The following is an 11,813-nucleotide window of genomic DNA, read 5'->3' as shown; positions in this document are numbered from 1 at the left end:
CGTCAATTTTTAGCAGGATTCCAGAGCCGGCGTCGCAGTCAAGCTGCTGTCAGGGCTTACAGATTCAATGAGGCAGCGTGTCGGGAGGTAAAAGCCCCCGGACCTGTCATCAGGCAGCAGCTCTACAGATCTCGTGGGACGAGGTCTGTACCCATAAGGAAGAGGCTATGGTTCAGGTTCGCAAATTAGTGTTAGCAATAGCCGCCGCTTCGGCGCTGTCATCCGGTATGGCGCAGGCGCTTGGGCTCGGAGAGCTGACCCTGAAGTCGACTCAGAACCAGCCACTGCTGGCTGAAATCGAGTTGCTGGATGTCAAGGATCTGAGTGCCGCTGAAGTGGTGCCGAGCCTGGCCCCGGCGGACGAATTCAACAAGGCCGGGGTGCCGCGTCCTTCCTACCTGAATGACTTGCGTTTTACCCCGGTGATCAACGCCAATGGCAAAAGCGTGCTGCGCGTGACCTCCAGCCAGCCGCTGACCGAGCCTTTCGTAAAATTTCTGGTGCAAGTGATGTGGCCCAATGGCCGCTTGATGCGCGACTACAGCGTACTGTTGGACCCAGCCAAGTTCTCGCCGCAAACCGCAGCCGCAGCTTCGGCGACCACGGCAACCGCTGCGGCGGCTTCGGGTGCCAGTGCACCGGCGCAACACACCACGACGTCCCGTGACACCTTGTGGGAAATCGCCGCGAAGGCGCGTAACGGCGGCTCGGTCCAGCAGACCATGCTGGCGATTCAGGCCCTTAACCCTGACGCCTTTATCGACGGCAACATCAACCGCCTGAAAACCGGCAAAGTGCTGCGCTTGCCGGACACGGCCCAAAGTGTCGAGTTGTCTCAAGCCAAGGCCGTGTCTGAAGTTGCGGCGCAGAACGCTGACTGGCGCAGTGGCCGTCGCACCGCGCCGCGAGCCCAACAGCTGGATGCCAGCAGCCGCAAGCCGGCCACCGTGACCCAGGCCAAACCTGTTGCTGCGGATGGTCTGAGTCTGGTGGCAGGGCAGGCGGGTAAAGGTGCTGGCGGGGACGCGAAGAATCTCAATGACAAGCTGGCCATGACCCAGGAAAGCCTGGACACCAGCCGTCGTGAAAGTGCCGAGCTGCAAAGCCGCGTACAAGACCTGCAAAGCCAGGTCGACAAGTTGCAACGCTTGATCGAATTGAAAAACAATCAGTTGGCCAAATTGCAGGGTGATGCTTCGGCGCCTGCTGAACCGGCAGCCGTGCTGCCAGCGCAATTGGCGAGCGAGGCCGCTGATTCCCCGGAAGCCGATATTGCTGCAGCCGTCGAAGGTGCGCCGGCCACAGCGGTGGCGCCGACACCTGAAGGCGGCGCAACGCCAAGTGAAGAGCGCAAAATCCAGGACTTGTTGGGCAGTCCGCTAATGGCCGCGTTGGTGGGCGGCGCTGCGGTCTTGTTACTGTTGCTTCTGTTGCTGCTACTTCGTCGGCGCAAGGCGCAGCAAGCAGCTGAGCGGCACGCGCGCATGGCGCGGGCGCTTGAAGAAGAGCCAGAATTTTCGGCTGACCTGGACATGCCGGACAGCAGCTTTGAAGGCCTTGAAGTGCCGCCGCCGAGTGTCAAGCTTGACACCGCCCCAACACCGGTGCCGTTGGTTGCCCCGGTTGCCCCGGTGTCGGTGGCCAGGTCTGGTGCAGAAGTGCTGGTTGAAGCCGAGCAACTGATCGAGCAGCAGCAGTTGCATGAGGCGGCCGGATTGCTTGAGGGTGCGGTCAGACAATCGCCACAGCGCAGTGACCTGCGTCTCAAATTGATGCAGGTGTATGGCGAGCTGGGAGAGCGCGATGCCTTTATCGCTCAAGAGCGCCAATTGATCGCCAATGGTAAAAATCACGCCGAGGTGGCGCAGCTCAAGCTTCGTTATCCGGGCATGGTGGCGGTGGCGGCCGGGATCGTGACCGCCGCGGTGGCCTCTCAATTCCAGGCTGACTTCGTCAAGGAAATGATGCGTGACGACCGTGTGGTTACACCGCAGCCCGAAGCGAAGCCAGAACCCGTTGTTACGCCTGCGGTTGAAGCGTTCGATCACGATTTCGATTTGAGCCTTGATGACCTCGAAGCAGCGTCACCGGCTGTGGTATCGCCTGAACAGAGCGTCGGCAAACTGGCCCGCGACCACGAACAGAGCTTTGAAGCGGTGCTCGAACAGCAAGCTGAAACGCAAGCGGCGCTTGAGGCTGCGTCTGATTTTGACCTGGACTTGCCAGCCGATTTTGACTTGTCGCTGGCGCACGAGGCGCCTGCACCCGAGGCGCCGGACAGCTTTTCGGTCGAACTGGACAAGGTCAATGCCGAGTTGCAGCGCTTGTCGCAGAGCCTTGAAGAACCCGCGATGGCCGAGCCGTTTGCGGGGGCTGACGAAGAGCCGGAGTTCGACTTCTTGTCGGGCACGGACGAAGCGGCGACCAAACTTGATCTGGCCCAGGCCTATATCGACATGGGCGACGACGAAGGTGCCCGCGATATTCTGACCGAAGTCATGGGCGAGGGCAACCCGGACCAACAGGCGCAAGCGCTGGAAATGATTGCGCGCCTGGCGTGATAAAAGCCCTGTGAGCGGGTACATCAGGCTTTGTAGCCGCTGAGGAGCGAAGCGAGGCTGCGATCGGTTGCGAAGCAGCCGCAAGATCGGATTACGCGGCGCATCAGATTCACCGCAATGCCCGAATTTGCGAGGACTGCGTCCTCGATCGCAGCCTCGCTTCGCTCCTCAGCGGCTACAAGCTCGGCCAGGCTCCTGCAATTTGTTTCATGGCGTCTTGGCCAGTGCGCCTTATAATGGCCGCTTTTGCGTTTATCAGCAGGCTGTTACTCCTTGGCAAATATAGATAACCCCGCAGCCGAAATGGCCGCCGAAGGCTTTTTCCGAATCGCGCTGGGCGTGGAATACAAAGGTTCGCGCTACAGCGGCTGGCAACGTCAGGCCAATGGCGTCCTGACCGTCCAGGAAACCCTGGAGAACGCGCTCTCAAAAGTGGCCGATTCGCCGGTTTCATTGATGTGTGCCGGGCGTACCGACGCTGGTGTGCACGCCTGCGGGCAAGTGGTGCACTTTGATACGCAGGCCGAGCGATCGCTGAAGGCCTGGGTCATGGGCGCTAATATCAATTTGCCCCACGACATCAGTGTTACGTGGGCCAAGGTCATGCCCGCGGATTTTCATGCGCGCTTCAAGGCAATCGCCCGGCGTTATCGGTATGTGATCTATAACGATCCGATTCGCCCGGCCCACCTGAATCAGGAAATTACCTGGAACCATCGCCCGCTGGACGTCGAGCGCATGGCTGAGGCCGCGCGGTATTTGCTGGGTGTACACGATTTCAGTGCATTCCGGGCCGGGCAATGCCAGGCCAAGTCTCCGATCAAGGAAATGCACCACCTGCGCGTCACGCGCCATGGCCAGATGATCGTGCTGGATATCCGCGCCAGCGCCTTTTTGCATCACATGGTGCGCAACATTGCCGGGGTGCTGATGACCATCGGTTCGGGTGAGCGCCCAGTTGAATGGATCAAGGAAGTGCTGGAGAGCCGTGAGCGTCGCTCGGGCGGTGTGACTGCGCATCCTTACGGCCTGTATCTGGTGCAGGTGGAATACCGCGACGAGTTCCCGTTGCCCAAGCGTTACATTGGCCCGCATTTCTTGACCGGTTTTAGCGAACTCGACGGCTGACGGCCGGGTAAGCATTTGTTAACATCCGGCACTTTCAAAGGTGTGCTAAGGGGTATCGCTAACATGTCAGCCGTTCGCAGCAAGATCTGCGGGATTACCCGCATAGATGACGCACTGGCCGCCGTGGCCGCCGGGGCTGATGCGATTGGCTTTGTGTTTTATGCGAAAAGCCCACGTGCCGTTACTGCCCAGCAGGCGCGCGCAATCATTGCGGCGTTGCCGCCGTTTGTGACCACCGTTGGCCTGTTTGTGAATGCCAGCGCCTGTGAGCTGAACGAAACACTGGACGCGGTACCGCTCGACTTGTTGCAATTTCACGGCGATGAAACCCAGGAGCAGTGCGAGGGTTATCACCGGCCCTACATCAAGGCGCTGCGAGTTAAGGCGGGCGATGACATTGCAGCAGCCTGTAACGCCTATGCCAGTGCGAGCGGGATTTTGCTCGATACCTACGTTGAAGGCGTGCCCGGCGGAACTGGCTTGGCATTTGACTGGTCATTGATACCTGAGGGCCTGAGCAAACCGATCATTTTGGCTGGCGGCTTGTGCGCCGAGAACGTGACGCAGGCCATTGCTCAGGTGCGGCCTTACGCCGTGGATGTGAGTGGCGGCGTAGAAAAGAGCAAAGGCATCAAGGATCACGATAAGATCCGCGCCTTTATGCAGGCGGTGCGTGCAACAAACTGATGCTGGATGTGACCGTTGGCAGCCTGCCGCCGTCCATCATTACCGCTGTGTGAAGCATGCGGGCCCGGTGGTTTGACGGGCAGAAATTAAAGCGGCAAGCGCTCTGCAGCGTGTTGCCGGGAGGGCTGAGGGTTTCGGGATTTACGCTGGTTTGCCCTGTGCTGACCGCTACTCCCCCAATCATCGCCGCACACCTAATGAATTTAGCTCAAGGGCATACACGGGGCCTGAACGTCAGTGTTCAGGTCACCGGTACTGGAGAAAGAAAGCATGAGCAACTGGTTGGTAGACAAGCTGATTCCTTCGATCATGCGTTCCGAGGTCAAAAAGAGTTCGGTACCTGAAGGCCTGTGGCACAAATGCCCGTCTTGCGACGCTGTGCTTTATCGTCCAGAGCTGGAAAAGACCCTGGACGTTTGCCCCAAGTGCAATCACCACATGCGCATTGGCGCACGTGCCCGCATCAATATTTTCCTGGATGTTGACGGTCGTAACGAATTGGGCGCTGATCTGGAGCCCGTTGACCGTCTTAAATTCCGCGACAGCAAAAAGTACAAGGACCGTCTGGTCGGCGCGCAAAAGCAAACCGGCGAGAAAGACGCACTGGTTTCCATGAGCGGCACCCTGTTGGGCATGCCGGTTGTGGTTTCGGCGTTTGAGTTCTCCTTCATGGGTGGCTCGATGGGTGCCATCGTTGGTGAGCGTTTTGTTCGTGCCGCCAACTACGCCCTTGAAAACCGCTGCCCGATGATCTGTTTCGCCGCTTCCGGCGGTGCTCGCATGCAAGAAGCGCTGATCTCGCTGATGCAAATGGCCAAGACCTCTGCGGTACTGGCGCGTCTGCGCGAAGAAGGTATTCCGTTTATCTCGGTGCTGACCGACCCGGTCTACGGCGGTGTTTCGGCCAGTCTGGCGATGCTTGGTGATGTGATCGTGGCTGAGCCAAAGGCGCTGATCGGTTTCGCCGGTCCGCGTGTGATCGAGCAGACCGTTCGTGAAAAACTGCCAGAAGGCTTCCAGCGCAGCGAGTTCCTGCTGGAGCATGGCGCCATCGACCTGATCATCTCCCGTCAGGAACTGCGTCCGCGTCTGGGTAACCTGCTTGCACAAATGATGGGCTTGCCGACACCTGTGTTTGTCGCCGCGCCTGTTGAAGCCATTGTTGTTCCACCGGCCCCTGTGAACCTATGACCCGGCGCACCCTTGGCGAGTGGCTCGCCTATCTTGAACAGTTGCATCCATCCGCCATCGACATGGGGCTGGATCGCGCACGAGAGGTAACGAACCGCATGGGCTTGCAAAAGCCCGCGCCTCGGGTGGTGACGGTCACGGGTACCAACGGCAAAGGCTCGACCTGTGCGTTTGTAGCGTCAATGCTGCGGGCGCAAGGTCTCAAGGTCGGGGTTTATAGCTCGCCGCACCTGCTGCGCTACAACGAGCGTGTGCAGATCGACGGTGCTGAGGTGTCGGACGAACTGCTTTGCGAGGCTTTCGCGGCCCTGGATGCCGGGCGTGGCGAGACCTCGCTGACCTACTTTGAAATGGGCACGCTGGCGGCTTTTTGGCTGTTTGAGCGTGCGCAGCTTGATGCTGTCGTGCTGGAAGTCGGTTTGGGTGGACGCCTGGACGCGGTCAATCTGGTTGACGCTGATCTGGCGCTGATCACCAGCATTGGCGTGGATCACGTGGAGTACCTAGGTAATACCCGTGAATCCGTGGCCTACGAAAAAGCCGGCATTTTCCGCGCAGGTAAACCTGCTCTGTGTGGTGATCTGGACCCTCCTCAGCCCTTGCTCGACAAAGCTCAAGAGCTGGGTTGCCCGCTTTTTGTACGCGGGCGCGATTTCAATCTGGGCGTGGCGGGCTCGGTTTGGCATTGGCAGGGTCGAGACGCGAAAGGGCAGGCGCTTGAATTGCGTGACCTGCCGTTACTGGATTTACCCATGGAGAACGCAGCCCTGGCCTTGCAGGCTTATGCGCTGACTGAGTTGCCATGGCAGCCTGAGCGGATTGTCGAGGCGTTGCAGGCGACCAAAATGACCGGTCGCCTGGATCGTCGCCAGGTCAACTGGCACGGCAAAACCGTGAATCTGCTGCTTGATGTGGGCCATAACCCCCATGCAGCCGAATATTTACTGAAACGCCTGCAGCAGCGTCCAGTGGCTGGCAAGCGCCTGGCGGTGTTTGGGCTGCTGGCAGACAAAGATCTGGACGGCGTGGTGTCGCAGCTTGTCGGCGTTGTCGATCACTGGGCTGTGGCGCCGCTGAACACTGGGCGTACGCGTCCGGTGGCTGAGTTGCAGGCTGCGTTACAGCGTCTGGACGCTTCTGTTGCGCCTTACGACAGTGTTGATGCAGCACTTGAGGCGCAGTGCGAGCGCGCTGCAGCGCACGATGAAATTCTGTTGTTTGGATCGTTTTTTTGTGTCGCCCAGGCGCTTGAGTGGCTGGAGCGGCGTGCCACGGAGGAGTCTGCAAATGGCATTGCTGGATAAAGTATTCAAGCAACGGATGGTCGGTGCGCTGGTATTGATCGCATTGGCGGTGATCTTTCTGCCGATGCTGTTTTCGCGCCAGGACGAAGAGCGTCAGATTCAGGTCGATGCGCCAACAGCTCCGCAGATGCCGGTGATGCCTGAAGTCAAGGTCGAGCCCGTCCCTGTGCCTGAGCCGCAGGCCATTGCTGAAGAGCCGGCGCCACCGGTTGAGCCTGAAGTGGTTGCGCCGCACAAACCGGCAGCAGCGCCCGTTGCTCCTGTGGTCAGCAAGCCTGCAGTTGCTGCGACCAAGCCACCGGCCGTCACGCCGGCGCAAGCCGTTGCACAGGCACCGGCCAAGCTGGATACCACGCAAAAGCGGGTAGATCCCAACGGTTTGCCCATCAGTTGGTCGATTCAGTTGGTGAGCCTGTCTAATCGCGCCAGCGCCGATGCCATGCAAAAAACCCTTCGTAATCAAGGTTATAACGCTTACGTTCGGTCTTCGGGCGGGATGAATCGGGTTTTTGTCGGCCCCTTGCTTGAGCGTGCCGAGGCTGATCGTCTGCGTGATGTGCTTGATAAACAGCAGAATCTCAAAGGTTTTGTGGTGCGCTTCCAGCCTGAACGCGGTTAAGCGCATAAAAAGGTGATATCTGATCGCCAAAGCGCTGATAAATCGCCTGACTTGAGAGGCGGCGCTCTGCTAAAATGCGCCGCCTTATCCGTCTGTAGGCTGAACTGTGCCATTTACCTGGGTTGACTGGGCGATCGTTGCAATTATCGCCATTTCCGCTTTGATCAGCTTAAAGCGCGGCTTCGTAAAAGAAGCGCTGTCGCTGTGCACCTGGATCATTGCCGGAGTCGTCGCCTGGATGTTCGGCGGTTCGCTGTCTCAATACCTCGCCGGATACATCGAAACACCTTCCGCCCGTGTCATCGCCGGGTGCACCATCATGTTTGTCGCCACCTTGCTGGTCGGCGCAATGATCAACTTTCTTATCGGCGAACTGATTCGCGTCACCGGCCTGTCCGGGACCGATCGTTTTCTTGGCATGGTCTTCGGCGCTGCGCGTGGCGCGCTGCTGGTGGTCGTGGCAGTCGGGCTCCTGAGCCTTGGGCCGGTACAGCAAGACTCGTGGTGGCAAGAGTCGAGGCTCATGCCACAATTTCTATTGGTTGCCGATTGGTCGAAAAACCTCATTTTGGGGTGGAGTAGTCAATGGTTGGCCAGCGGTATCAGCGTACCCGCTGATATTCCGTTCAAGGAACATCTCTTGCCGGCTACCCAGTCCAAGTGAGCGGTGTTCAGTTCAGATCCATTAAGTAGGGGTTGCGTCGCATGTGTGGCATCGTCGGTATCGTCGGTAAGTCGAACGTCAATCAGGCGCTGTATGACGCGCTAACCGTCCTCCAGCACCGCGGCCAGGATGCTGCCGGTATTGTAACCAGCCATCACGGCCGGTTATTTCTGCGCAAGGACAACGGGTTGGTGCGTGATGTGTTTCATCAGCGTCACATGCAGCGTCTGGTCGGACACGTGGGCATTGGTCACGTGCGCTACCCGACTGCAGGTAGCTCGACTTCAGCTGAGGCTCAGCCGTTTTACGTCAACTCGCCGTATGGCATCACTCTGGCGCACAACGGCAACCTGACCAACGTTGAACAACTGGCCAAGGAGATTTACGAATCTGACTTGCGTCACGTCAACACCAACTCTGATTCGGAAGTGCTGCTGAACGTCTTCGCCCATGAATTGGCGCAGCGCGGTAAATTGCAGCCGACCGAAGAAGATGTATTCGCAGCGGTCACTGACGTGCACAACCGCTGCCGCGGCGGTTATGCCGTGGTAGCGATGATCACCGGTTATGGCATCGTCGGTTTCCGCGATCCGAACGGCATCCGTCCTATCGTCTTCGGTCAGCGTCACACCGATGAAGGCGTCGAGTACATGATCGCTTCCGAAAGCGTTTCGCTCGACGTGCTGGGCTTTACCCTGATTCGCGACCTGGCGCCGGGCGAAGCGGTCTACATCACCGAAGACGGCAAGCTGCACACCCGTCAGTGCGCGGTAAACCCGCAACTGACCCCGTGCATCTTCGAGCACGTGTACCTGGCGCGCCCGGACTCGATCATCGACGGCGTTTCGGTCTACAAGGCGCGTCTGCGCATGGGCGAGAAACTCGCTGACAAGATCCTGCGCGAGCGTCCGGATCACGACATCGACGTGGTTATCCCGATTCCCGACACCAGTCGTACTGCGGCACTGGAGTTGGCGAACCACTTGGGCGTCAAGTTCCGCGAAGGCTTCGTTAAAAACCGTTACATCGGTCGTACCTTCATCATGCCGGGCCAGGCTGCACGTAAAAAATCCGTGCGCCAGAAGCTCAACGCCATCGAACTGGAGTTCCGTGGCAAGAACGTGATGCTGGTTGATGACTCGATCGTGCGTGGCACCACCTGCAAGCAGATCATTCAAATGGCCCGCGAAGCCGGCGCCAAGAATGTTTATTTCTGCTCGGCAGCCCCGGCTGTGCGTTACCCGAACGTGTACGGCATCGACATGCCAAGCGCGCACGAACTGATCGCACACAACCGCACGACCCAGGACGTGGCTGATCTGATCGGCGCTGACTGGTTGATCTACCAAGACCTGCCAGACCTGATCGAAGCGGTCGGTGGCGGCAAGATCAAGATCGAGAAGTTCGACTGTGCTGTGTTCGACGGCAAGTACGTGACGGGCGACATCGATGAGAACTACCTGGACCGTATCGAGCGTGCGCGCAACGATGCCTCCAAGGTGGTTGCTCAAGGTGTCGGGGCAACGATAGGCCTGTACAACAATTAAGCGTTCAACAAACCGGCCCTGATGGGCCGGTTTGCATTTCTCTTATCGAAAGCAAGCTGATACAACGTCATCAATACAAGGCAAGGAGTGGGCAGCATGAGTCAGGATTGGGATGCCGGTCGGCTGGATAGCGACCTTGAGGGCGTAGCGTTCGACACCTTGGCTGTGCGTGCCGGCCAGCACCGTACGCCAGAAGGCGAGCACGGTGATGCAATGTTCCTCACCTCAAGCTATGTGTTCCGCACGGCTGGCGATGCCGCTGCGCGGTTCTCGGGCGAGGTGGCTGGCAACGTTTATTCGCGTTACACCAACCCCACTGTGCGTGCGTTCGAAGAGCGCATCGCGGCACTGGAAGGGGCAGAGCAGGCCGTTGCCACGGCAACCGGCATGGCCGCCATTTTGTCGGTGGTGATGAGCCTGTGCAGCGCCGGTGACCACATTCTGGTCTCGCGCAGCGTCTTTGGTTCGACCATCAGCCTGTTTGAAAAGTATTTCAAGCGTTTCGGCGTCGAGGTTGATTACGTCCCGCTGGCCGAACTGGCGGGTTGGGATACGGCGATCAAGCCCAACACCAAATTGCTGTTTGTCGAGTCTCCGTCCAACCCGTTGGCTGAACTGGTAGACATCAGTGCGCTGGCAGAAATTGCTCACGCCAAGGGTGCGCTGCTGGTCGTCGACAACTGCTTCTGTACGCCTGCGTTGCAGCAGCCGGTCAAGTTGGGTGCCGACATCGTTGTGCACTCGGCCACCAAGTTCATCGACGGCCAGGGGCGTTGCATGGGCGGTGTGGTTGCCGGTCGCAGCGAGCAGATGAAAGAAGTCGTCGGTTTCCTGCGTACGGCCGGGCCGACCCTGAGCCCGTTCAATGCGTGGATCTTCCTCAAGGGGCTGGAAACCTTGAACCTGCGCATGCGTGCGCACTGCGCCAGCGCTCAAGCCCTGGCTGAGTGGCTGGAGCAGCAGGACGGCGTCGAGAAAGTCCATTACGCAGGCCTCAAGAGCCATCCGCAGCATGCGTTGGCCCAGCGCCAGCAGCGCGGGTTCGGGGCAGTGGTCAGTTTTGAAGTCAAAGGCGGCAAAGAGGGCGCCTGGCGCTTTATCGATGCCACGCGCCTGATCTCGATCACGGCCAACCTGGGGGACAGCAAAACCACCATCACCCACCCGGCGACCACTTCCCATGGTCGTCTGGCGCCACAAGAGCGTGAAGCCGCGGGCATTCGTGACAGCCTGATCCGCATCGCGGTCGGCCTGGAAGATGTGGCTGACCTGCAAGCAGACCTGGCGCGAGGCTTGGCCGCACTGTGACCGAATGGGCTCCTCAAGCACCGATTGAAGGCAATGGCCGTGTAGCGCTGGTAACAGGCGCTGCGCGGGGTATTGGCCTGGGGATTGCGGCATGGCTGATCAGCGAAGGCTGGCAAGTGGTGCTGACCGACATTGACCGCGCCCGAGGCTCCAAAGTGGTCAAGGCGCTGGGTGAAAGCGCCTGGTTTGTGGCCATGGATGTGTCGGTCGAGGCGGATGTGATCCAGTGCGTGGCACAAGTGTTGGGGCAGTTCGGTCGACTGGACGCTTTGGTGTCCAATGCCGCGATTGCCGACCCGCACAACATGACCCTCGAAAGCCTCGACCTAGCGCACTGGAACCGCGTGCTGGCGGTCAACCTGACCGGGCCGATGCTGTTGGCCAAGCACTGCGCGCCTTACTTGCGTGCGCATTGCGGTTCGATCGTCAATCTTGCGTCTACCCGTGCCCGCCAATCAGAGCCCGATACTGAGGCTTATGTGGCGAGCAAGGGCGGCTTGCTGGCGTTGACCCACGCACTGGCAATCAGCCTTGGGCCGGAGATCCGGGTCAATGCCGTGAGTCCGGGCTGGATTGATGCCCGTGACCCCTCTGTCAGGCGTGCAGAGCCGTTAACCGACGCTGATCACGCCCAGCATCCGACAGGCCGTGCAGGCACCGTGGAAGACGTTGCTGCCATGGTTGCGTGGCTACTGTCGCGCAATGCCGGATTTGTAACTGGGCAGGAGTTTGTGGTCGACGGCGGCATGAGCAAGAAAATGGTTTATGGCGAGTAGCGGTCTGTTTTTTTGCTTTTTTAGAAAA

General features: G+C 59.2%; 10 protein-coding genes. All 10 read left to right on the top strand.

Features of this window, described 5'->3' with window-relative positions; genetic code table 11:
• Positions 1 to 167: 167 nt before the first annotated feature.
• The 10 genes from RHM56_RS14985 to RHM56_RS14940 all read left to right on the top strand — a co-directional run bounded on the left by RHM56_RS14985 (position 168) and on the right by RHM56_RS14940 (position 11,785).
• Complete coding sequence (locus tag RHM56_RS14985; RefSeq protein WP_322233392.1) at positions 168 to 2,561, top strand: FimV/HubP family polar landmark protein; 2,394 nt, start codon at positions 168 to 170, stop codon at positions 2,559 to 2,561.
• Positions 2,562 to 2,864: 303 nt separating this feature from the next.
• The gene (gene truA, locus RHM56_RS14980; protein WP_322241786.1) at positions 2,865 to 3,689 is read left to right on the top strand and encodes a tRNA pseudouridine(38-40) synthase TruA; all 825 of its coding nucleotides are present in this window, start codon (positions 2,865 to 2,867) and stop codon (positions 3,687 to 3,689) included.
• 63 nt (positions 3,690 to 3,752) lie between these two features.
• Positions 3,753 to 4,376 carry a phosphoribosylanthranilate isomerase gene (locus RHM56_RS14975; RefSeq protein ID WP_322233390.1) on the top strand — a complete coding sequence of 208 codons (624 nt, stop codon included), beginning with the start codon at positions 3,753 to 3,755 and terminating at the stop codon, positions 4,374 to 4,376.
• 270 nt (positions 4,377 to 4,646) lie between these two features.
• Positions 4,647 to 5,567, top strand: coding sequence for an acetyl-CoA carboxylase, carboxyltransferase subunit beta (accD, locus tag RHM56_RS14970; protein WP_322233388.1), 921 nt, complete (start codon positions 4,647 to 4,649; stop codon positions 5,565 to 5,567).
• A complete protein-coding gene (gene folC, locus RHM56_RS14965; protein WP_322233386.1) occupies positions 5,564 to 6,871 on the top strand; it encodes a bifunctional tetrahydrofolate synthase/dihydrofolate synthase in 1,308 nt (435 codons plus the stop codon). The genes accD and folC overlap by 4 nt, the downstream gene beginning before the upstream one ends.
• Entirely contained in the window at positions 6,855 to 7,490 is a 636-nt protein-coding gene (locus RHM56_RS14960; protein WP_322233384.1) for an SPOR domain-containing protein, read from the top strand. The genes folC and RHM56_RS14960 overlap by 17 nt, the downstream gene beginning before the upstream one ends.
• 106 nt (positions 7,491 to 7,596) lie before the next feature.
• On the top strand, positions 7,597 to 8,154 hold the full coding sequence (locus tag RHM56_RS14955; RefSeq protein ID WP_322233382.1) for a CvpA family protein: 558 nt from the start codon (positions 7,597 to 7,599) through the stop codon (positions 8,152 to 8,154).
• Positions 8,155 to 8,195: 41 nt separating this feature from the next.
• Positions 8,196 to 9,701, top strand: coding sequence for an amidophosphoribosyltransferase (gene purF / locus RHM56_RS14950; protein WP_322233380.1), 1,506 nt, complete (start codon positions 8,196 to 8,198; stop codon positions 9,699 to 9,701).
• Positions 9,702 to 9,797: 96 nt separating this feature from the next.
• Positions 9,798 to 11,009 (top strand): O-succinylhomoserine sulfhydrylase, encoded by a 1,212-nt coding sequence (locus tag RHM56_RS14945; RefSeq protein ID WP_322233378.1) that lies wholly within the window; start codon positions 9,798 to 9,800, stop codon positions 11,007 to 11,009.
• Positions 11,006 to 11,785 carry an SDR family oxidoreductase gene (locus RHM56_RS14940; protein ID WP_322233376.1) on the top strand — a complete coding sequence of 260 codons (780 nt, stop codon included), beginning with the start codon at positions 11,006 to 11,008 and terminating at the stop codon, positions 11,783 to 11,785. The genes RHM56_RS14945 and RHM56_RS14940 overlap by 4 nt, the downstream gene beginning before the upstream one ends.
• Positions 11,786 to 11,813 lie beyond the last annotated feature (28 nt).

This window comes from Pseudomonas sp. CCC3.1 (genome assembly GCF_034347405.1).
In the GTDB taxonomy this organism is placed as follows: domain Bacteria; phylum Pseudomonadota; class Gammaproteobacteria; order Pseudomonadales; family Pseudomonadaceae; genus Aquipseudomonas.
The sequence above is the reverse complement of the archived record's forward strand: the minus strand, read 5'-3'. Positions and strand labels throughout refer to the sequence as shown.

Coding starts and splice junctions, on each gene's coding strand:
- RHM56_RS14985 (WP_322233392.1), top strand. CDS start 168: ATGGTTCAGGTTCGCAAATTAGTGTTAGCAATAGCCGCCGCTTCGGCG.
- truA (WP_322241786.1), top strand. CDS start 2,865: ATGGCCGCCGAAGGCTTTTTCCGAATCGCGCTGGGCGTGGAATACAAA.
- RHM56_RS14975 (WP_322233390.1), top strand. CDS start 3,753: ATGTCAGCCGTTCGCAGCAAGATCTGCGGGATTACCCGCATAGATGAC.
- accD (WP_322233388.1), top strand. CDS start 4,647: ATGAGCAACTGGTTGGTAGACAAGCTGATTCCTTCGATCATGCGTTCC.
- folC (WP_322233386.1), top strand. CDS start 5,564: ATGACCCGGCGCACCCTTGGCGAGTGGCTCGCCTATCTTGAACAGTTG.
- RHM56_RS14960 (WP_322233384.1), top strand. CDS start 6,855: ATGGCATTGCTGGATAAAGTATTCAAGCAACGGATGGTCGGTGCGCTG.
- purF (WP_322233380.1), top strand. CDS start 8,196: ATGTGTGGCATCGTCGGTATCGTCGGTAAGTCGAACGTCAATCAGGCG.
- RHM56_RS14945 (WP_322233378.1), top strand. CDS start 9,798: ATGAGTCAGGATTGGGATGCCGGTCGGCTGGATAGCGACCTTGAGGGC.